At 70.9% G+C, this 20,044-nt stretch carries 23 protein-coding genes; 12 read left to right on the top strand and 11 right to left on the bottom strand.

Translation table 11 applies throughout. From position 1 onward, the window contains the following. Positions 1-17: 17 nt before the first annotated feature. Complete coding sequence (locus tag ACOYR3_RS07780) at positions 18-1,331, bottom strand: efflux RND transporter periplasmic adaptor subunit (RefSeq protein WP_422845880.1); 1,314 nt, start codon at positions 1,329-1,331, stop codon at positions 18-20. A 324-nt stretch (positions 1,332-1,655) separates the two neighbouring features. Between ACOYR3_RS07780 and ACOYR3_RS07775 the strand changes: the two genes are divergently transcribed. From ACOYR3_RS07775 to ACOYR3_RS07745, 7 genes are all read left to right on the top strand, one after another. Next, entirely contained in the window at positions 1,656-2,066 is a 411-nt protein-coding gene (locus ACOYR3_RS07775; protein WP_422845879.1) for a DUF2306 domain-containing protein, read from the top strand. A 326-nt stretch (positions 2,067-2,392) separates the two neighbouring features. Continuing rightward, positions 2,393-2,974, top strand: a complete 582-nt coding sequence (locus ACOYR3_RS07770) for a DUF6622 family protein (protein ID WP_422845878.1) — start codon at positions 2,393-2,395, stop codon at positions 2,972-2,974. A 50-nt stretch (positions 2,975-3,024) separates the two neighbouring features. Further along, complete coding sequence (locus ACOYR3_RS07765) at positions 3,025-3,330, top strand: 2TM domain-containing protein (protein WP_422845877.1); 306 nt, start codon at positions 3,025-3,027, stop codon at positions 3,328-3,330. A gap of 17 nt (positions 3,331-3,347) precedes the next feature. Beyond that, positions 3,348-4,421, top strand: a complete 1,074-nt coding sequence (locus ACOYR3_RS07760; RefSeq protein WP_422845876.1) for an alpha/beta hydrolase family protein — start codon at positions 3,348-3,350, stop codon at positions 4,419-4,421. Positions 4,422-4,489: 68 nt separating this feature from the next. Then, positions 4,490-4,807 carry a 2TM domain-containing protein gene (locus tag ACOYR3_RS07755; protein WP_422845875.1) on the top strand — a complete coding sequence of 106 codons (318 nt, stop codon included), beginning with the start codon at positions 4,490-4,492 and terminating at the stop codon, positions 4,805-4,807. Beyond that, entirely contained in the window at positions 4,804-5,892 is a 1,089-nt protein-coding gene (locus ACOYR3_RS07750) for a sensor histidine kinase (protein ID WP_422845874.1), read from the top strand. Before ACOYR3_RS07755 ends, ACOYR3_RS07750 begins: the two co-directional genes overlap by 4 nt. Beyond that, entirely contained in the window at positions 5,889-6,734 is an 846-nt protein-coding gene (locus ACOYR3_RS07745) for a LytR/AlgR family response regulator transcription factor (protein ID WP_422845873.1), read from the top strand. The genes ACOYR3_RS07750 and ACOYR3_RS07745 overlap by 4 nt, the downstream gene beginning before the upstream one ends. Before the next feature lie 24 nt (positions 6,735-6,758). On the opposite strand, the gene ACOYR3_RS07740 is transcribed toward ACOYR3_RS07745, so the two are convergent. From ACOYR3_RS07740 to ACOYR3_RS07710, 7 genes are all read right to left on the bottom strand, one after another. Then, entirely contained in the window at positions 6,759-7,391 is a 633-nt protein-coding gene (locus ACOYR3_RS07740) for a LysE family translocator (RefSeq protein ID WP_422845872.1), read from the bottom strand. A gap of 72 nt (positions 7,392-7,463) precedes the next feature. Next, on the bottom strand, positions 7,464-8,090 hold the full coding sequence (locus tag ACOYR3_RS07735) for an ABC transporter ATP-binding protein (protein ID WP_422845871.1): 627 nt from the start codon (positions 8,088-8,090) through the stop codon (positions 7,464-7,466). A 61-nt stretch (positions 8,091-8,151) separates the two neighbouring features. After that, the gene (locus tag ACOYR3_RS07730; RefSeq protein WP_422845870.1) at positions 8,152-9,078 is read right to left on the bottom strand and encodes an EamA family transporter; all 927 of its coding nucleotides are present in this window, start codon (positions 9,076-9,078) and stop codon (positions 8,152-8,154) included. Continuing rightward, the gene (locus ACOYR3_RS07725; protein ID WP_422845869.1) at positions 9,075-10,091 is read right to left on the bottom strand and encodes an NAD-dependent epimerase/dehydratase family protein; all 1,017 of its coding nucleotides are present in this window, start codon (positions 10,089-10,091) and stop codon (positions 9,075-9,077) included. Before ACOYR3_RS07725 ends, ACOYR3_RS07730 begins: the two co-directional genes overlap by 4 nt. Then, entirely contained in the window at positions 10,088-11,023 is a 936-nt protein-coding gene (locus tag ACOYR3_RS07720; protein ID WP_422845868.1) for a bile acid:sodium symporter family protein, read from the bottom strand. Before ACOYR3_RS07720 ends, ACOYR3_RS07725 begins: the two co-directional genes overlap by 4 nt. A gap of 10 nt (positions 11,024-11,033) precedes the next feature. Further along, positions 11,034-12,368 (bottom strand): flavin-containing monooxygenase, encoded by a 1,335-nt coding sequence (locus tag ACOYR3_RS07715; protein ID WP_422845867.1) that lies wholly within the window; start codon positions 12,366-12,368, stop codon positions 11,034-11,036. Beyond that, positions 12,365-13,216, bottom strand: coding sequence for an SDR family oxidoreductase (locus tag ACOYR3_RS07710; RefSeq protein WP_422845866.1), 852 nt, complete (start codon positions 13,214-13,216; stop codon positions 12,365-12,367). Before ACOYR3_RS07710 ends, ACOYR3_RS07715 begins: the two co-directional genes overlap by 4 nt. A gap of 103 nt (positions 13,217-13,319) precedes the next feature. On the opposite strand from ACOYR3_RS07710, the gene ACOYR3_RS07705 reads away from it, so the two are divergent. From ACOYR3_RS07705 to ACOYR3_RS07685, 5 genes are all read left to right on the top strand, one after another. After that, positions 13,320-14,078, top strand: coding sequence for an IclR family transcriptional regulator (locus tag ACOYR3_RS07705; protein WP_422845865.1), 759 nt, complete (start codon positions 13,320-13,322; stop codon positions 14,076-14,078). Positions 14,079-14,156: 78 nt separating this feature from the next. Then, positions 14,157-14,525, top strand: coding sequence for a hypothetical protein (locus ACOYR3_RS07700; protein WP_422845864.1), 369 nt, complete (start codon positions 14,157-14,159; stop codon positions 14,523-14,525). A gap of 238 nt (positions 14,526-14,763) precedes the next feature. After that, the gene (locus tag ACOYR3_RS07695) at positions 14,764-15,651 is read left to right on the top strand and encodes a transglutaminase-like domain-containing protein (protein ID WP_422846548.1); all 888 of its coding nucleotides are present in this window, start codon (positions 14,764-14,766) and stop codon (positions 15,649-15,651) included. A 75-nt stretch (positions 15,652-15,726) separates the two neighbouring features. Continuing rightward, positions 15,727-15,897, top strand: a complete 171-nt coding sequence (locus ACOYR3_RS07690) for a hypothetical protein (protein WP_174240364.1) — start codon at positions 15,727-15,729, stop codon at positions 15,895-15,897. A 136-nt stretch (positions 15,898-16,033) separates the two neighbouring features. Further along, positions 16,034-16,723, top strand: a complete 690-nt coding sequence (locus ACOYR3_RS07685; RefSeq protein ID WP_422845863.1) for a glutathione S-transferase family protein — start codon at positions 16,034-16,036, stop codon at positions 16,721-16,723. A gap of 31 nt (positions 16,724-16,754) precedes the next feature. Here ACOYR3_RS07685 and ACOYR3_RS07680 read toward each other — a convergent pair whose 3' ends face one another. The 3 genes from ACOYR3_RS07680 to ACOYR3_RS07670 form a co-directional block, all read right to left on the bottom strand. Next, positions 16,755-17,828, bottom strand: a complete 1,074-nt coding sequence (locus ACOYR3_RS07680) for an XdhC family protein (RefSeq protein WP_422845862.1) — start codon at positions 17,826-17,828, stop codon at positions 16,755-16,757. Between the two features lie 153 nt (positions 17,829-17,981). Then, positions 17,982-18,650 (bottom strand): CoxG family protein, encoded by a 669-nt coding sequence (locus tag ACOYR3_RS07675; protein ID WP_422845861.1) that lies wholly within the window; start codon positions 18,648-18,650, stop codon positions 17,982-17,984. A gap of 165 nt (positions 18,651-18,815) precedes the next feature. Then, positions 18,816-20,030 carry a vWA domain-containing protein gene (locus tag ACOYR3_RS07670; RefSeq protein WP_422845860.1) on the bottom strand — a complete coding sequence of 405 codons (1,215 nt, stop codon included), beginning with the start codon at positions 20,028-20,030 and terminating at the stop codon, positions 18,816-18,818. Positions 20,031-20,044 lie beyond the last annotated feature (14 nt).

The following is a 20,044-nucleotide window of genomic DNA, read 5'->3' as shown; positions in this document are numbered from 1 at the left end:
CTTGCGAACCCGTCCGTTCACGAGGCCGGCCGCTGGCGCCGCCGCCCGCCGCCCTCGCCCGAGGCACCGCCGCGCGGTGCCGACGCACCGTCCCGCGGCCCGCTGGCGCCCGGGCGGGGCGGCCGTGCCCCCGGCAGCTGCACGGCCATGCCGTCCTGCAGGCGGTCGCCGCCCTCCGTCACCACGCGCTCTCCTTCGGCCAAACCTTCGGCGATGGCCATCAGCCCCACCGTGGCCTGGCCCCGCTTCACCTTGCGCAGCGATACCGTCCGGTCCTCGTTGATGACATACACGTAGTCGCCGTTGGCCCCTGTGCGCACGGCCGTGACCGGCACGACCACGGCGGAAATATTGCGCAGCAGCAGCTGCACGTTGACGAACTGGTTGGGAAACAGCGCCCCGGCCGCGTTGTCGAACCGCGCCTTGGCCTTGACCGTGCCGGTGGTGGTGTCCACCTGATTGTCCAGCGTGGAAAAGCGGCCTTGGCCCAGTTCCACCTTGCGCGTACGGTCCCAGGCCGTCACCGCCAGGGCCTCGGACTCGCGCTGGGCGGCCTGGATGTCGCCCACCCGGTCCTGCGGCACGGCAAACTGCACGTCGATGGGCGCCACCTGGGTGATGGTGGCCAGCCCCGCAGTGTCGCCCGAGGTCACGTAGTTGCCCGCATCCACCGTGCGCAAGCCGATGCGCCCGGACGCCGGTGCGGTGATGCGGGTGTAGCCCAGGTTGAGCCGGGCCGTGCCCTCCTGCGCCTTGTCGGTCATTACCGTGCCCTCCAGCTGCTTGACCAGCGCCGCCTGGGTGTCCACGTCCTGGCGCGCGATGGAGTCCTGCGACAGCAGGGTGCGGTAGCGCGCAAGCGTCAGGCGGGCGTTCTCCAGCTGCGCCTCGTCGCGCTGGCGGGTGCCCTGGGCCTGCATCAGGGCCTGCTCGAAGGGCCGCGGGTCGATCTGCGCCAGCAGCTGGCCTTTCTGGACCATCTGCCCCTCCGTGAACAGCACCTGCGTGAGCTGCCCCGACACCTGGGGCCGCAGCGTGACGGTGGCGGCAGGCACCACGGTGCCCAGCGCATCCAGCGCCACCGGCAATTCCGCCTTGCGGGCCACGGCCGCGCCCACGGTGACCAGCGGCCGCCCGCCGCTGGGAAAGCCCGGCCCGCCGCCCGGCTCCTGCCCGGAGCGCTGGACGAGGTACCACGCCCCCCCGCCCATCAGCCCGACCAGGGCCAGCGCCAGCAGGCTGCCCAGCCAACGGCGCCGGCGGGAGGGGCGGGAAGGCGGCGCGGGAGGCGGGGAGGAAGGGATTGGCGCGTTGACTTCTTGCGGGTTCATGGCGGTCCTGGTGCGTTTTCGGGGCTGCACGCCCGGCCCGCATTGTGGGCCGGGGCACACCCCCTGCCGGATCGTAGGGGGACATTTCGCGCTCAGCCTTGAAGGCTGTGCGAAGAAAAGTAAACCTTGGGGGTTCAGAGCCAGTTCCAGGCCCCCGGGCCCTTGCAGCCCGCCTGATTTTGCGGTGCCGGTCCGCCGCCGTTCGCGGCGCCTGCCGCGCATTTGGCGCAGGCCGGCCTGCATTTCGTCGCAGGCCGGTGGCGGGGGGGCGGCCCGGGCGGCACAGTCCGGTCCATCGCAAGAACCCTCCCGGAAGACGACGCCATGCAACTCACCCCCGCCATCGCCATCCACCTCGCCGCCGCCCTGGCGGCCACCGCCATCGGCCCACTGGCCCTGTGGGCCCGCAAGGGCCGGCAGCAGCGCCCCCGGCTGCACCGCGCCGCGGGCTACGCCTGGGTCACGCTGATGGCGGCCACGGCCGTGTCGGCGCTGTTCATCAGCGGCAACGTCGGGCCCCGCCTGGGTGGGTTCGGCGTCATCCACCTGCTGGTGCCCGTCACGCTGTTCGGGCTGTTGGGCTCGTTCATCCACCTGGCGCGGGGCAACGTCGCCGCCCATCGCAAGACCATGCAGGGCCTGTACTTCGGCGCATGCGTCACGGCCGGCGTCTTCACCCTGCTGCCGGGGCGCTACCTGGGCCACGCGCTGTGGTCCGCGCTTGGCGTGGCCTGAGAACCTGTTCAAGATCTTTTCGGGGATCGTATTGGAGTGCCATCGTGATGAAGTGGATGCTTCGGACGCGCCGCATGGGCTCATGCCCATGCAAGCAGCCGGGGCGCCAAAGCTCCCAGTTCATCGGCCCGATTTCACTCCAACCCTTCGGGCAAGCGCCTTGCCGGGCGGTCTGCGGCGTTGCGGCGCTTGCCGATAGCCGGGCTATTGGCCGCGCACCGCGCCTTGCATCCCATCCCGGCAAGGTGCTTGTGCGACCCCGAAAAGATCTTGAACAGGTTCTGCCCCCTCCTCCCCTTTTTGTCCCACCCCATCAGGAGCTTTCCATGCTGATCCAACTGCTCATCCAACAACCCCAGATGCTGGGCCCCATCATCCAACGCACCCCCGCCTCGGTCTGGGCCTTGCTGGCCGGCCTGCTGTGGCTGGGCGCCAGCCAGCTGCGGGTCCGCCAGATGGGCCTGGTGCGCGCGCTGGCCACACCGCTGGCGATGACGGGGCTGTCCGTGTATGGCGTGGCCTCGGCCTTTGGCCCGGCCGGGCAGGCATCCGTGGCGCTGGGCTCCTGGTTCGCGGCGACGGCAACCCTGGCCGCGCTGGCCCTGTGGTTCCAGCCCACGCCGCCCGCCGGCACCCAGTACCTGCCGCAAGCGCGCAGCTTCTGCGTGCCCGGCAGCGCCATGCCCCTGGCGCTGATCCTGGGCATCTTCCTGACCAAGTACTTCGTGGGCGTGGAACTGGCGCTGCAGCCGCTGCTGGCCCGGAGCAGCGAGTTCGCCCTGCAGATCGGCACGCTGTACGGCGTGTTCAACGGCCTGTTCGCCGCCCGGGCGCTGCGCCTGTGGCGCCTGGCCCAGGGGAGCGGTGCGCTGCAGATGACCGCCGTCTGGACCCGCCCCTCTGTCTGATACCGACACCGCCGTCTCTTTTTAGTCTTCGATTCACCAGGACACACACCATGCGCTCTTCGTTGCTTTCCCATCCCACCGCCGACGCCACCGAACGCCTGGCCCGCCGCCGCGCCGGCGCCAAGCTCGGCTGGCTCATCCACGCCAGCGTCTATGTGCTGGTCAACCTGCTGCTGATCGCCTTGTCAGCCGCCAGCGGCCGGGGCTGGGCCGTCTTTCCCTTGCTGGGCTGGGGCCTGGGCCTGGCGGTACATGGCGCGGTGGTGTTCCTGACCACCGGGGGCGCCGGCATCTACGACCGCCTGGTGCAGGCCGAGCGCGAGCGCATGGCCCGGCAGCCAGGCGCCAGCCACTGACCGCCGGGAGCCCTGCCATGCGTTGCGCCCCCCTCTCCCGCTTTCTAACCCGGCTGCTGGCCGCTACCGCCGTCACCTGGGCCGCCGGCGCCACTTGCGCCCATGCCGGCATGGGCCTGGCCGTGCTGCCCGGGCTGCAAGGCGACGGCCCGGTCACCGTGTTCTACCCCACGCCCGAAGCCGACCAGCCGGTGCGCCGCAGCCCCTTCACCGTGCTGGTGGCGCCGCAGGCGGCACCCGTGCAGGGCAATGGCCGGCTGGTGGTGCTGTCGCACGGCTCGGGCGGCGGCCCCTGGGTGCACACCGATCTGGCACGCGCCCTGGTGGACGCCGGCTTCATGGTGGCCCTGCCTGAGCACCGCGGCGACAACGCCCGCGACGCCGCAGAAGCCGGCCCGGTGAGCTGGAAGCGCCGCCCCGAAGAGGTCTCCCGCGCCATCGATGCCGTGGCCGCCGCGCCGCAGTTCGCCCCCTTGCTGTCGCTCGACCGGGTGGGCGTGGTGGGCCAGTCGGCGGGCGGCCACACGGCCCTGAGCCTGGCGGGCGGCGAGTGGTCGCCCAAGCGCTTCCTGGCCCACTGCGAAGCCCATCTGGCCGAGGACTTCAACGCCTGCGTCGGCACCTTCACGCTGCTGACGGGCGGCTGGCTCGACGGCCTCAAGAAAGCCGTCGCCCTGGGGGTGCTGCGCCAGCGCTTTGACGACGCCGAGCCCGTGCGTGCCCACGACCCGCGCATCGCAGTCGCCGTGGCCGGCGTGCCCGCGGCGGCGGACTTCGACCTGGAGTCGCTGCGCAAGCCGCGCATTCCCCTGGGGCTCGTCACAGCAGGCCGCGACATCTGGCTCACGCCCGGCTGGCACGGCGAGGCGGTGGCCGCCGCGTGCACCCCGTGCACGCGCATCGCGCACCTGCCCGAAGCCGGCCACAGCGTGATGCTGTCGCCCGCGCCCCCCGCCGACGTGCTGGGCCGCACCGACCGCCACCTGCTGGCCGACCCCGAGGGCTTTGACCGCGCGGTGCTGCCCGCCCTGGACCAGCGCATCGTCGCCTTCCTGGCGCAACACCTGCAGCCGCTGGCAGCACCCCGCTGACGGCCCGCGGCGGCCCCCTAGAATTCCACGCACCCCCGGGCCCTGCCTGCTCTGCCATCCATACCACCATGCGATCACCCCTGAGCCCCGAAGAACTGGACGCACTGGCCCGCCGGCGCGCCAACGCAAAAATGGGCTGGTACCTGCACGCCCTGGTGTTCGTCCTGGTCAACGCGCTGGTGTTTGCCATGTCGCGCTATGCGTTCGGCACGCGCCCGTGGTCGGTGTACCCGCTGCTGGGCTGGGGGCTGGGGCTGGGGCTGCACGGGGTGTCGGTGTTCCTGCTGGGCAACGGCAGCGGCCTGCGCGAGCGCATGGTGCAGCGCGAACGCGAGGCGCTGCAGCGCGAGCAGGCGCACGCGCGAGACCGGCAACCGCGGCCATGACGCCCCGGCGCTATTTCAACGGCATCAGCAAGCTGCGGCACTACCTGCAGGTGGTGGCCTTTACGCTGGCGGTGGCCACGCTGCAGTACGCCTTCATGCCCGACAAGCCCTACGGGCCGCCGGTGGTGTATTCGGTGCTGATCGGCACCTTCACCTGGGCCATCATCGACCTGGGGCGCGAACTGGTGCCTTCCGCTGCCGAGACCGGCTGGCCGCAAGGCTGGCAAGGCATTGCGCTGGTGGTGGTCGGCATCGCCGTGGGCTACCTGGCCGGCACCGCGGTGGCCGACGCGCTGTGCGTGCACTATTTCCACTTCTATCCGCCGGGCACCTCCACCACGGGGGCGGACCAGCGCACCTCCATCCTCATCACGGCCATTGCCGGGCTGGTGGGCACCTACTACTTCTACGCCATTCACAAGTCGGCCTATCTGGAGGGCAAGATGGCCGAGGCGCGCGTACACGCCACCGAGGCACGCCTGAAGCTGCTGGAAACGCAGCTCGAACCCCACATGCTGTTTAACACGCTGGCCAACCTGCGCGTGCTGATCGGCACCGACCCCGCGCGCGCCCAGCACATGCTGGACCGCATGATCGGCTACCTGCGCGCCACGCTGGCCGCATCGCGCAGCACGCGCCACCCGCTGTCGGCCGAGTTTGCGCGGCTGCAGGACTACCTGGAGCTGATGGCCGTGCGCATGGGCGCCCGCCTGGCCTACACGCTGGAGCTGCCCGAAGCCCTGCAGGACGTGCCCGTGCCGCCGCTGCTGCTGCAGCCGCTGGTGGAAAACGCCATCCGCCACGGCCTGGAGCCCCAGGTACAGGGCGGCCACATCACCGTGCGCGCCAGCACGCGCGCCGGGGCCGACGGGCCGCTGCTGGTCATCGAAGTGAACGACACCGGCGCGGGCCTGCCCGCCACGCTGCCCGCCACCGGACCGGGCCAGAGCTTTGGCCTGGCCCAGGTGCGCGAGCGCCTGGCCACCCTGCACGGCAGCCAAGGCACTCTTGAATTGATAGCTGCCAGCGCAGGCGGGACAAGCGCTAGAGTCACTTTTCCTTTAGAAAACCCCGCCAACCCATGAGTTCCGCCCCGCCCCGCGCCCTGATCGCCGAAGACGAACCCCTGCTGGCGGCCGCCCTGCAGCACGAGCTGGCCCAGGCCTGGCCGGCGCTGCAGATCGTCGCCACGGTGGGCGATGGTCTCTCGGCCGCCCAGCAGGCGCTGGCGCTGCAGCCCGACGTGCTGTTCTTCGACATCCGCATGCCCGGGCAGACGGGGCTGGACGCCGCGGCCGAGCTGGCCGACGCCTGGCCTGCCGGCAAGCCCTTTCCGGCCCTGGTGTTCGTTACGGCCTACGACCAGTACGCCGTGCAGGCGTTCGAGGCCCAGGCCGTGGACTACCTGCTCAAGCCCGTGCAGGCCGCCCGGCTGCAAAAAACAGTGCAAAAACTGCAGCTAGCGCTTACCAGTCAAGCGCCAGCGGCTATCAATTTGGAAGCAAAACTGGAAGCAACGATGGCGCAGCTGCGCCACCTGCTGGCGGCGCCTGGCGTGGCGTCTGCCCCGCCGCCGGCTGCAGCGTCCGCCGCCGGCGCGGCCCCGCTCACCATGATCCAGGCCAGCAGCGGCAGCCAGATCCACATGGTGCCCGTGGCCGATGTGCTGTACTTCGAGGCGGCCGACAAGTACGTGCGCGTGCTCACCGCCGCGCGCGAATTCCTGATCCGCACGCCGCTCAAGGAACTGATCGCCCAGCTGGACCCGCAGGTCTTCTGGCAGGTGCACCGCAGCACGCTGGTGCGCGCGGGCAGCATCACCACCGTGACGCGCGACGAGGCCGGCAAGCTGCATCTGGAGCTGGCCGGCCGGCCCGAAAAGCTGCCCGTGAGCCGCCTGTACGCCCACCTGTTCAAGGCGATGTAGGGCGGCCCGGCGTCCCCAGGGACGTCAGCGGTTGGAGGCCAGGAGCAGGCCGCCCGCCCCCATGAAGAAGCCGCCCGTGGCCTTGTTCAGGCGCACCACCCCGCGCGAGGTGCGGATGAAGCGGCGGATCTGCCGCCCGCCAGCGGCGTACACCGCGGTGGAGACGAATTCCGCCATCAGGTACACGGCGCCCAGCACCAGGAACTGGCGTGCGGCGGGGCGGCCGGGGTCGATGAATTGCGGGAAGATCGCCGCGAAGAGAATGATGGCCTTGGGGTTGGTGATGCCCAGCAGGAACTCCTGGGCGATGAGCGCCTTCAGCGGCACAGGGGTCGGGGAGGCCTGCAGCTCGCCGCCCTCCACCACCTCCAGCCCGCTGAACTCACGGCTGCGCCAGGCGCGCCAGCCCAGCCAGAACAGATAGCAGGCACCGGCCCATTTGACGGCGGTGAACGCCGCTTCGGAGGCCAGCAGCATCGCCCCCAGGCCCACGGCCGAAATCGACAGGAAGATGGCAAACGCCGCCACGCGGCCCAGCGTGGCCACCAGCGCTGCGCCAATGCCGGCGCGGATGCCGTTGTTCAGGCCGCAAAAATTGTTGGGGCCGGGAGTAAGCGCGATGGCCAAGGCCACGGGGGCAAAAAGCAAGGCGTCCATGGGGTTCCTTCAGGGGGCACGGCGGGAGAAGCGCCAGTGTAGCGGCGCAGGCCCGCCCACAACGCCCACGGCTCAGCGCACCAGCGTCACGGCATGGTCCCAGGCCACACCGGGCAGCGCTTCGTAGTGGGCCACCACCACCAGGCGGTCGCCGCGGCCCGCGGCAGCGGCCAGCGCCGACAGCAGATGGTGGATGGAGGGCTTGTCCAGCCCCGCCACGGGCTCGTCGAAGAGCGTGAGCGGCGCGCCGCTGGCCAGCCCGCCGGCCATGAGCACCTTGCGCCGGCTGCCGGTCGAAAGCGCATAGAACGGCTTGTCCAGGTGCGGCTGCAGCGCAAAGCCTTCCACGTGCGAGGCCAGCGCCGCAGCGTCCCACGCCGGGTACCGGGCCGGCAGGCCGTCCAGCCACTGCCGGGCGGTCAGCGTGTCCAGCGCCGCGCTGCGCGGGTCGTGCCAGAACACCCGGGCCTGGTAGGCCTGCAGCGCGCCACGCTGGCGCACGCCCTGCAGGGTGACCTCGCCCGCCTGGGGCGCCAGCTCGCCGGCCAGCATGCGCAACAACGTGGTCTTGCCGGTGCTCTCATCCCCCTGCACCAGCGCCAGCCCACCCGGCCACGCCAGGGACAGCCCGTCCAGCACCGCGCACTCCGGGTAGGCAAAACACAAGCCATCCACCTGCAACATCACGTTCTCGGCCACCGTGCATCCTCGCGTGTCAAAAAAAGAGAGGGGAAAAGCCGAAATTCTAGGGATGCTTTTTTCACGCGCCCGGCGGCACGAATGCGCGCCGCCGCCGCCGCAGCCAGCCCCCGGCCTGATTCACCACCAGGCCGCCCAGCACCGCCACCGCACCGGCCCACTGCAGCGGCGCGGGCGCCTCGCCCAGAAAGGCCCAGGCCGCCCACAGGCCCACCACCGGCACCAGCAGCGAGAACGGCGTGACCCGGGCGGCTGCGTGCCGCTGCAGCAGTTGCGTCCACAGCGTGTAGGCCAGCAAGGTGGCCAGCAGCGCCAGGTACAGCACGGCCAGCACCGAGGCGCCGTTCAGCCCGCGCAGCTGGGCCGCCACGGCGGGCGCCCCGTCGGTTGCCAGCGCCAGCGCGAAGAACGGCACGATGGGCACCAGGCTGCTCCACACGATGAAGGGAAACGGCGCATACGCCCCGGCCTGCGCGGCACGGCGCGCCACAAGGTTGGACACGGCCCACATGAAGGCCGCGCAGAGCGTGAGCACAAAGCCCGCCAGCGTCATCTGGCCCGGGCCCTCGCCGTGGGCCAGGCCAATGGTCATGAGCCCGCCCAGCGCCAGCGTGAGGCCCCACCACTGCCAGGGCTGGGCGCGCTCGCCCAGCAGCGGCGCCGCCAGCAGCAGCGTGAAAAAGGCCTGGGTCTGCATCACCACCGAGGCCATGCCCGCCGTCATGCCCCACTGCAGCCCCAGGAACAAGAACCCGAACTGGCCCAGCCCCTGCGCCAGGCCGTAGCCCACCACATAGCGCCAGGGCAGCGCGGGCCGTGGCACCCACAGCACAAACGGCAGCGACGCCGCCATGAACCGCAGGGCGCCCAGCAGCATGGGGCTGAGGCCCTGCAAGCCCCACTTCATCACCACGAAGTTGAGCCCCCAGATGACCACCACGGCCAGCGCGCGCAGCAGGTCGCCGCGACTCAGTGCCGGGGCCGTCATGCCGAAGCCACCGCAGTGGCGGCAGCCGCCACCGGCCGCCCCTGGCGCGCGCGCGCCGCCACAAAGGCATCAAAAGCCTGGGCACTGGTCTTGGCCGGCCGGTAGCCCAGCACGTCCTTGAGCGCGGTGTTGAGCAGCACAGGGCGGTAGCGCAGAAAGTCCAGCTGCTCGGGGCCGTAGCGGCTCAGCCCCAGGGCCGAGCCCGCGGCCAGCGCCGCCCGCAGCAGGCCGGCGGGCAGCTCCAGCACGGGCTTGCCCAGGCGCCGGGCGATCTCGCGCAGGGGCAGCGCGCCGTCGCCCGCCAGGTTGTAGCAGCCCGGCCGGCGGGTGCGCAGCGCGTGCAGGACGGCGCCGGTCACGTCCTCGTCCCAGATGAACACGAAGGGGCTTGCGCTGCCGCGGATGGCCAGCAGGCGCTTCTTCTCGAACAAGGCCGTGATCTGGTTGTCCACCTGCTCGCCCAGGATGGTGCCGATGCGCAGCACGGTCTGCGCCAGCGCCGGGTGCTGCGCGCGGTACTGGGCCAGCATCTCCTCCACCAGCCGCTTGTGATGGGCATAGGCAAACGCCTCGTTGCCCCGGAGCGCATCCGTCTCGCGCAGCCAGGCGGGGTTGTCGGCGTGGTAGCCGTAGGCCGCGCCGCTGGAGCTGACCACCAGGTGCTGCACGCCCGCGGCCACGCAGGCGTCCAGCACATTGCGGCTGCCCAGCACGTCCACCGAATACTCGAAATCCCGGCTGGAGCCCTTGCCGGGCGTGACGATGGAGGCCAGGTGCACCACGCTGTCGATGGCGTGGGCCGCCAGTGTTTGCGCGAGGGCTGGGTCGCGCACGTCCTGCACCAGGCAGGCCACGCCCGGCAGCCGCCGCTCGGGCGGCACCTCGCGCACGTCGGCCGCAACCAGGGCGGCCGCCCCTTCGCGCGCCAGCGCGGCCACCAGGCTGCGGCCCAGGAAGCCGTCGGCCCCCGTGATGAAGATGCGGCGTCCGCCCAGCGGTGCGGCGCCGCTCATGCGCGCTGCTCCCGTGCGGCCACGGCCGGGGGCACGGGCGCCGGCCGGCGCCCCCACCAGCTGGCCAGCGCCAGGCCCGCGATGATGTCCCAGAAGCCCCACACGCCGGCCACCACGGCCATGCCGCCCAGCCCGCCGAAGAAGCTGAAGATCAGCACCAGGCCCAGGCCCGCGTTGCGGATGCCCACCTCGATGCTGACGGCGCGGCGGTCGTAGTCCGGCAGCCCGCAGGCCCGTGCACACGCATAGCCCGTGCTGAAGGCCAGCGCATCGTGCAGCGCCACGGCCAGCAGCACCAGGCCCACGTAGTCCAGGAAGTAGCGCCAGTTGCCCGCCACGGCGCCGACGATGAAGCCGATCAGGCACACGAAGCTCAGGATGCGTACCGGCTTTTGCACGCGCTGCGTGAGGTGGGGCAGCTTCTCGGCGCACAGGATGCCCAGCACGAAGGGCAGACCGATGATGACCACGATGTGGCCCGCCATCTCCAGCGGGTCCAGCGCAATGCTGCGCAAGAGCGGCGCGGCCGTGGGATGCAGCCCGCCCCAGAACGCGAAGTTGACCGGCATGAGCACGATGGCCAGCGCGTTGGAGATGGCCGTCATCGACACCGACAGCGCCACGTTGCCCCCGGCCCGGTGCGTGAGGATGTTGCTCACGTTGCCCGGCGGGCAGCAAGCCACCAGGATCATGCCCAGGGCGATGCTGGGCCCGGGCTGCAGCAGCAGCGTGAGCGCAAACGTGACGGCCGGCAGCACGATGAACTGCGCCGCAATGCCCACGGCCATGGCGCCGGGCATGCGCAGCACGCGCCGGAAGTCGGCCACGCGCGTGTCCAGCGCGATGCCGAACATCAGGAAGCCCAGCACCACGTTCAGCGCCACCAGCGAGGCAGGGTTGAAGTTGAGGCGTATTTCGTCCACAGGCAGCATGGCGGGCCTTTCAGGCGAGGGCAGCGGCCGCTGCCCGCACCGCGTTGCGGTAGGTGTCCTTGTGCACGTAGTACGCCATGCGCTCGAGCTTCAGGTATTTGAACCCGCCCGAAAGGTCTGGCGGCGGCCCGGCCTTGGCGCGGCGCAGGGCTTCGGCGCGGGGCGATCCTTCGGCCTGGGCCTTGAAGAAGCGGGCAATGAGCTCGGCCTGCTCGTAGCGGCCCTGCCAGCCGATGCCGCTGGCCTCGATCATGCCCATCACGGCCAGGTTGTCGAAGCGGGGGGGAAAGATGTTCAGGTACAGCTGCGGCGCCATGCCCTGCCAGTTGAGCAGCGCCCGGTCGATGAAGGGGTAGTGCAGCTGGTAGCCCGTGGCGCACAGCACCAGGTCGTAGTCCTGCGCGCTGCCGTCCTTGAAGTGCACGGTGTGGCCCTGCAGGCGCGCGATGTCGGGCTTCACGTGGATGTCGCCATGGCCCAGGTGGTGCAGCACCAGCGAGTTCACCACGGGGTGCGACTCGTACATCTTGTACTCAGGCCGGGGCAGGCCAAAGCGCGCGGGGTCGCCGGTGAACCACTGCAGCACCACGCTGTCGATCTTCTGCTTGAGCCACGGCGGCAGCTGGAACTTGCCGCCCAGCGTGTCGGCAGGCTTGCCGAACACGTACTTGGGCACAAAGTAGTAGCCGCGCCGCACCGACAGGTCCACGCTGCGCGCGTGGTGCACCGCGTCCACGGCAATGTCGCAGCCCGAGTTGCCGGCGCCCACCACCAGCACGCGCTTGCCCTTGAACAGCTCGGCGCTCTTGTAGACGCTGGTGTGCAGCAGCTCGCCGTCGAACTGCCCTTCAAACCGCGGCAGGTTGGGCTCGGCCAGCGTGCCGTTGGCAATCACCACGCCGGCGAAGTCAGCCACCTGCTCGGGCCCGCCGCGCTCGGTCCAGGTGATGCGCCACAGCGGCGCGGCGCCCTCCCCCACGGGCTCCACCTTGAGCACCCGGGCGCCGAAGCGGTAGTGCTGGCGCAGCCCGAAGTGATCGGCAAAGTCGAAGAAGTACTGCCGCATGTCGCGGTGGCTGGGGTAGTCGGCCACCTCGGGACGCATGGGGAACTCGGTGAACTCGGTGGTGTGCTTGCTGGAGATGAGGTGCGCCGACTCGTACACCGTGCTGCGCGGGTTGTCGATGTTCCACAGCCCGCCCACGTCGGTGTGGGCCTCGAAGCCCTGGAAGGCCAGGCCGGCCTTTTGCAGGTTGCGCGCGGCGGCCAGGCCGCTGGGGCCCGCGCCGATGAGGGCGATGGGGCGGCGAGCGTCTGGCGGGGTGGGGGTTGTCTCCGGTGTCATAGGTTATTGCTTTGTCGGTCGTGGGTCGGTGTCTCGTCGGGGTGCGGCAGGCCCGGGATAGCGGTGGCGCCGGCCTCGCCCACGCGCGGCTTGCGGGGCTGGGCGAGCAGCAGGCGGTCGTGCAGTGCGCCGGGCAGCACATTGAGCAGCCGCGCCAGCCAGCCGATGCGCGCCGGCAGCACGATGTGCGTACGCCCGCGCGCCACGCCTGCCAACAGGGCCTGGGCGGCGGCTTCGGGCTCCATCAGGCCGGGCATGGCAAAGCGGTTGCCTGCAGTGAGCGCGGTGCGCAGGTAGCCGGGGCTGACCGTGCTCACCAGCACGCCGGCCGGGCGCAGTTCGGCACGCAGGCTCTCCAGGTAGCGGATCAGCCCGCCCTTGCTGGCGCAGTAGGCGCCATTGCCCGGCATGCCGCGCCAGCCCGCGATGCTGGCCACGCCCACCAGCGCGCCATGCTGCTGCGCCCGCAAGGCCTTCACAAAGGGCTGGAACGTGGTGGCCGCACCCAGCAGGTTGATCTCCAGCATGCGGCGCATCACGGCCAGGTCGCTGGCCTCGGCGGTGTCAAAGCCGCCCGCCACGCCCGCGTTGGCGACGACCAGATCGGGCGTGCCGCAGCGCGCCATCCAGTCGGCCGCCATGGCCTGCAGGGCGGCGGTGTCAGCCACGTCGGGTGTGTACACCGCGCACCGCCCGGGGGCCAGGGCGGCCAGCGCCTCCAGCGTGGGACGGTGCATCCCCACCAGGGCCACGGCGGCGCCCTGGTGGATGAGCGCGCGGGCCAGCGCCTGGCCCAGGCCGCCACAGGCGCCCGTGAGTACGGCATTGCGAAAGACGGTGGCGGTCATGAAGGGTGGTGGGCTGCGCGGGAAAAAGGTGTTTGCAGCTTAGCCACGACCTTCAATAATCTCGAAATGATTTATGAATTCGTCTCGAATTCCGGAATAATCGATGAACCCACCGCCCACCCCGCCCAGCCTGCGGCTGTTTGACCTGCTGGAAGTGCTGTGCAACGCGGGCCGGCCCCTCGGGCTGGCCGACGCTGTGGAGGCCACGGGCTGGCCCAAGCCCAGCGTGCACCGCATGCTGGCCCAGCTCGAAGCCGGCGGCCTGCTGGCGCGCGAGCCGGGCGGGCGCCGCTACACGCCCGCGCCCCGCCTGCTGCGGCTGTCCGAAAGCGCCCTGAGCGCGGGCACACAGCAGAGCGTGCGCCACGCCGTGCTGCGCCAGCTGGTGGCCGACATTGGCGAAAGCTGCAACCTCACCGCGCTCAGCGGGGCCGAGGTGATCTACCTGGACCGGGTGGAATCGGCCTTTCCGCTGCGGCTGGAGCTGCGCCCCGGCACCCGCGTGCCCATCCACTGCTCGGCCAGTGGCAAGCTGTTTCTGGCCCACCTGCCGCCCGCGCGCCGCGCCGCCCTGCTGGGCAGCCTGCCGCTGACGCGCCACACCGCCACCACGCTGACGGACCGTGCAGCCCTGGAGGCCGAGCTGGAGCAAATCCGGCGGCAGGGCTTTGCCACCGACGCAGAGGAGTTCGTCGAGGGCCTGGTCTGCGTGGCCGTCCCCGTGCCGGTGGGCGGGCCGCGGCAGGTGCAGTGCGCCGTGGCCCTGCAGGCGCCGGCGGCCCGCATGCCGCTGGTCCAGGCGCTGCAGCAGGTACAGCGCCTGGGCGACGCCGCCCAGGCGCTGGCCCGGACCTGGGGATAGGAACCGGTAGCGATCTTCGGGGGCCGGGGCCTGCAAGAAGCGTCTACCATCGCCATCCCTCGCTGGACGGCCCTGCCCATGACCCTGAACTACCTGGATTTCGACTACAGCGAAGATGCCGATGGCACCGGCACCTTCGACGCCATGGCCAGCGTGGCCCCTGCGCAGGTGGCGGCGCTGCACGCCGAGATTGCGGCCGTGCTGGCCTGGGCGCACCAGCACTGGCCCGGCGCCTGCGGCCCGCTGGACGAAGGCCACCTGTGGCACTACGACCTGCAGGGCGCGCAGGAGGTGAGCACGCCGCTGGCGCTGGAGTTCGACGCCGCCGCGGGCCAACTGCACACGTCCCCGGGCACACCGGCTCCGCCCCGCACCACCCTTGCCGTGACGCTCACCGGCGGGGCGGATTTTTGCGCCGCGCTGCGCGACGCCTTCGGCATCGAATAGCCCGCCACGGCACCGATCGCCGCGCTGGCGTTGCCACGGGCGGTCCGCCTACATCGCCCGCACCGGGGGCCGCCTATCCTCGAAAAGAGCCGCCAGCTCCCCTGGAGCCCGCGCGCCCAGGACAGGACCGCCCCCCATGCACGAAACCTTTGCCGCCTTCCCGGAAGTGCCCGCCGGACCCGCCACGCCACGCCGCGTGTGCCCCGAGGCCGCGCCGCCCTGGCAGCCCCGCGTGCGCATGGAGGTCCAGATCGACCTGGCCTATGACATCGTTGACACCCAGGGCGCGGACTTCGTGTTCAACATCCATGCGGCCCAGACGGCCTGCCAGACCGTCCTGGCCGAACGGCTGGTCTTGAACCAGGACATCGCGACCGAGCTTCACACCGACCCCGCCACGCGCAACCGCACGCTGCGGCTGCATGGCAAGCCGGGCACGCTGGAACTTTCGTACTGCGCCACTGTGGACATCACGCACCACCGCAGCGACCCGGCCGTGCTGGCCGAGGTGCCCGTACGCCACCTGCCGCACGAGGTGCTGGGCTACATCTACCCCAGCCGCTACTGCCAGTCCGACCGCCTGCTGCGCCTGGCCACCAACGCGTTCGGCGCCTTGCCGCAGGGGTATGGCCGGGTACAGGCCATTTGCGACTGGGTGCGGCGACAGGTGGCGTTCACGTCCAACACCTCCAACGTCAACACGGCCGCCGTGGACACGCTGATCGAGCAGGTGGGGGTGTGCCGCGACTTCGCCCACCTGATGATCGCGCTGTGCCGGGCGGTAAACATTCCGGCCCGTTTCACCACCGGCACGGACTACGGCGCCGACCCGGCCCTGGGGCCGCCCGACTTTCACGCCTACGTGGAGGTGTACGTGGGCGGCCGGTGGTACCTGTTCGACCCCTCCGGCACCGCCATCCCCATGGGGCTGATGCGCTTCAGCACGGGCCGCGACGCCGCCGACGTGGCGTTTGCCACCATCTTTGGCGGCGTGCGCGCACAGGCGCCCGTCATCCGCACCCGCGCCCTCGAAGATGCCGAGCGCGGCCTGGTGCTGCCGCAGCATGGCGCGCAGGCGCTGTCCACCGATCCAGGCCCCGGTGCGCAGGCTGCGCGGGCGGCCTGAAGCCTGCACAAAAAGACCCTTCGCCCGGCTGTGGCCTAATATCCTCCTTTTTCTCCACTTTCTCTGAGACCTACCATGGGCAACAAGATCGTCACCGAAGCAGACCGCAAGCGCACTCCCCAACCCCAGCCCCTGCCCGGCTACACCCTGCGCACCCCTGGCCGCGGCCAGCGCGTGAGCCTGGAGCGCGGCGTGGCCACGCGCAGCAAGAAGAACCCCGGCAAGCGCTCCAAGAAGGGCGGCTGATCGCCGAGCCCCGGGCTTGGCGACTGTCGGCCCGCGGACACTCCCGCAAAACAGCCCTCGCAAGAGGGCTTTTTGCTGCGCGCAAGCACCGCGCGCCCGTTGCAGCGGATGGACGGCTGCTGTTCCAATAGCCGCCATGATCACCGTCCACCACCTCGAAACCTCGCGCTCGCAACGTGTCCTCTGGCTGCTGGAGGAACTGGGCGTGTCCTACGAACTCAAGATCTACCCGCGCGACAAGGCCACCAAGCTGGCCCCGCCCGAGCTGAAGAAGGTCCACCCGCTGGGCAAGTCGCCCGTCATCACCGACAACGGCCTGGTCATTGCCGAGTCGGGCGCCATCATCGAATACCTGGTGGAGACCTACGGCGCGCAGGCGGGCGGCGACCTGGCCCACCTGCAGCCCGTGCGCGGCACGCCTGAATACCGGCAGTGCCGCTTCTGGATGCACTACGCCGAGGGCTCGCTCATGAACTGGCTGGTGATGAAGCTGGTGTTCATGACCATCCCCACCCAGCCCATGCCCTTCTTCGTGAAGCCCATTGCCAAGGCCCTGTGCGGCAAGGTGCAGGACAAGGTCATCGACCCGAACGTGAACACCGCGCTGGAATTCATGGAGCAGCACCTGGCCCAGCACACCTGGTTCGCGGGCGAGCACCTGACGATGGCGGACTTCCAGATGAGCTTTGCGGTGGAGGCCGCCGCCTCGCGCACCAGCCGGGCCGCCAGTTGCCCCCACCTGCAGGCCTACCTGCAGCGCATGCAGGCCCGCCCGGCGTACCAGCGCGGCATTGCGAAGGGCGGGCCGGTGGTGATGGGCGCCTGAGGCTCCCCGTGAGCCCGGCCGCCCGTGCGGCTCAGCGCACCCCGCACACCAAGGTCCCGGGGTCGTTGTGCGCCAGCTCGCGCTCGTTCTTGGCCTGGGCCACCGCCATGTCGCGGGGCAACGTGACGCCGTTCTTCACGGCCAGGATCTCGGCCATCACGCTCACCGCGATCTCGGGCGGCGTCTTGCTGCCGATGTAGATGCCAATCGGCCCGCGCAGGCGCGCCAGGCCCGCCTCGGTCTGGTCGAAGTGCTCGATCATGCGGGCGCGGCGCGCCTCGTTGTTGCGCCGCGAGCCGATGCCTCCCACGTAAAAGGCGTCTGTTTCCAGCGCCTCCAGCAGCGCCAGGTCGTCCAGCTTGGGATCGTGCGTGAGGGCCACCACGCAGGTGCGCCGGTCGGGGCGGAAGGCGCGCACCACGTCGTCGGGCATGTCGCTGACCACCGTGGCGCCGGGCACGTTCCACGCACCGCGGTATTCCTCGCGCGGGTCGCACACCGTGACGGCAAAGCCGCTGAACAAGGCCATGGTGGCCAGGTACTCGGCCAGCTGACCGGCGCCGATGAGCAGCATCCGGTATTCGGGGCCAAAGGTGTTGGTGAGCTGCACGGCATCCACCGCCAGCTCGGCCGGCGCGGCGGCGGGCTGCAGGGTCGCGGAGCCGTCGGTCAGGCGCACGGTGCGCTGCACCAGGCGACCGGCCTGCAGGTCGGCAATCAGCGCGGCCAGGCTGGCGGGGTCGGGGTCGTATTCCAGCAGCAGCTCCAGCGTGCCGCCGCAGGGCAGGCCGAAGCGGTGGGCCTCGTCGGCCGTGACGCCGTATTTCACGAAGGACGGCGGCCCGCTGGGAATGCGGTGGTCGTGCCCCGTGGCACCCGCCCGCTCCTGCGCATAGGCGCGCGTGTGACGGTCGATCAGGTCGTCCTCGATGCACCCGCCGGACACCGAGCCCACCACGGAACCGTCCTCGCACAGCGCCATGATGGACCCCACCGGACGCGGCGACGACCCCCACGTGCGCACCACCGTGGCCAAGAGCGCCCGCCGCCCCGCCGCCCGCCAGCCCTGCAGCGTGCGCAACACCATCACATCGAGGTTTTCCATCGTTTCATCCACCCGCTAAAGCTGCTTGACGCCGTTCTCTGGTCATCTTTCCGTTCCGGCCGCACCGCCTGATACTGCCGCCGCGCAAGGGCCGCCTCGCCGCGCTGGCGGCGCCCTCCTTCCCGCGCAGCGGAGCGAGAGAGGGGGTGCACCTCAGTTCAGCCACCACGCTAGCAGGATCAGTGCGACAGCGCCGGCCACCCACACCCATACCGGGATGCCACCGTCAGGAATTTGCGCCTCGGCCGACGCGGACAACGCACTGCTGCCAGGACCGGCAGGCACGGCGCCCCCCGGTGCGCCGCCCGCTTGCTCAGACTCCGCCATCCCCGGCACTGCGGCGGTTGCCTCCGGGCGCGGGTAGCGGCGCTGCATCTCCTCGTCAAAGCGCTTGAAGAAATCCTCGGCCATGCCCTTGGCCGCGCCATCGATCAGACGCTGGCCCAGCTGGGCGATCTTGCCGCCCACGGTGGCGTGCACGGTGTAGTGCAGCTCGCAGCTTTCCAGCCCGGTGCCGTCGGCCGGCAGCGGCACCAGCTTGACTTGCGCACTGCCCTTGCCAAAGCCGGCCACGCCGCCCGAGCCGTCGAAAGCAATGGTGTAGCTCTCGGGCGGCACGATGTCCGACAACGTGATCTTGCCCGCGAACTTGGCCGACACCGGCCCGATCTTGAGCGCCATGGCCACGCTGTACTGGTGCTCGCCCGTGGGCTCGACCTTGTCGCATCCGGGGATGCACAGCTTGAGCACTTCGGGGTCGTTGAGGGCATCCCAGGCCTGCTGCTGGGTCACGGCAAGGGTGCGGCTGGCTTGCATTTCCATGGTGAGTTCCTCTTTTGCTTTGCTGTGTCGTTCTGTGCCCCCTCAGTGCCCACCCCCAGCGGTTCGTGCTGAGCCTGTCGAAGCACTGCGCGGCGCTTCGACAGGCTCAGCGTGAACGGTCGGGGTGGCATGCACGGGGCACTGCATCCGTCTGTGTCCGGTCTATCACTGCCGCAGCAGCGTGGCCAAACTGCCCGCCAAATCCTGCAGCCGGCTCAGGTTGTGCACGGCGAGCATGCCGTGCGCATGGCGGTGCAGCGCCGCGGCGCCGCGGGCCGTGGGCGCATAGCCTTCGTAGCGCAGCAAGGGGTTGAGCCACAGCAGCCGCCGCGTGTGCCGGCGCAGCCAGGCCAACTCGCGCTCCAGCAGCGCGGGCGCACCCGTGTCCAGCCCGTCGCTGATCAGCAGCACCAGCGTGCGCCGTCCCATCAAGCGCCGGGAGTGCTGCTGGCGCAGTGCGGCCAGGCTGTCGCCCATGCGGGTGCCGCCAGCAAAGTCGCTGATGGCGTGGCTGGCCACTTGCAGCATGGCGTCGGTGTCGGCCAGGCGGAAGGCGGGCGTGAGGTCGGTGAGGCCCGTGCCGAACGCGAACACGTCGCGCCGCAGCCCCGGCCCCGCGTGGCGCGGCGCCGTGGCGGCATGCATGAAGGCCAGCAGCAGGCGCGCGTACCGCTCCATGGAGCCCGACACATCCACCAGCACCAGCAGGGGCAACGGCTGCTGGCGGCGCTGCAGGCGCGGCAGGGCCAGCACCTCGCCGCCGGTGCGCGCCGCCTGCTGCAGTGCGCCCGGCCAGTGCGGCCGGCTGCCGCGCACGCCGGGCCGGGTGCGGCGGGCGGCGTAGTGCGGCAAGGGCAGCGCGATGTCGCGGGCCAGGCGCTCCACGAGCTGGTATTCGCTGGCCGAGAGCTGGTTGAAGTCCGCATGGTGCAGGCGCTGGCGGTCGCTGGCCGTCATGGCGGCGTCGAAGTCGATCTTGTCATCCTCGCGCGCAGGCGGCGCATTGCGCGCAGCCCGCAGCGGGGCCAGGGCCTCGCTCACGCGGGGGCGGCGCTTGGCGGGCTCGGCCTTGGCCTCGGCGCTGGGCAGCATCTGGGCCAGCAGCTTCTGCGCGATGTCGGGGTTCCGGAAGTAGGCGTCGAACAGTTCGCGGAAGACCGGGCGGTCCTGCTCGCGGCTCACCAGCACGGCCTCCAGCGCAGCGCTGAAGTCCTCGCGCGCCAAGCCTGCCAGCATGACGGCCTGCTGGGCCAGGGCCATGCGCGCGGCGTCCACGCGCACCCCGGTGCGGCGCAGGGCGCGGCCAAAGCCGGTGAGGTTGTCGGCGAGCTTGCCGGTGCGCGCGTCGCCGAGTTGGGAGATCGTTGCGCCTGCTGCCATGGCTGCGGCCTCAC

Origin of the sequence: Acidovorax sp. M2(2025) (assembly GCF_049330835.1) — a bacterium.
Lineage (GTDB): Bacteria > Pseudomonadota > Gammaproteobacteria > Burkholderiales > Burkholderiaceae_C > Acidovorax.
This window is presented reverse-complemented; position numbering and strand designations above follow the sequence as displayed.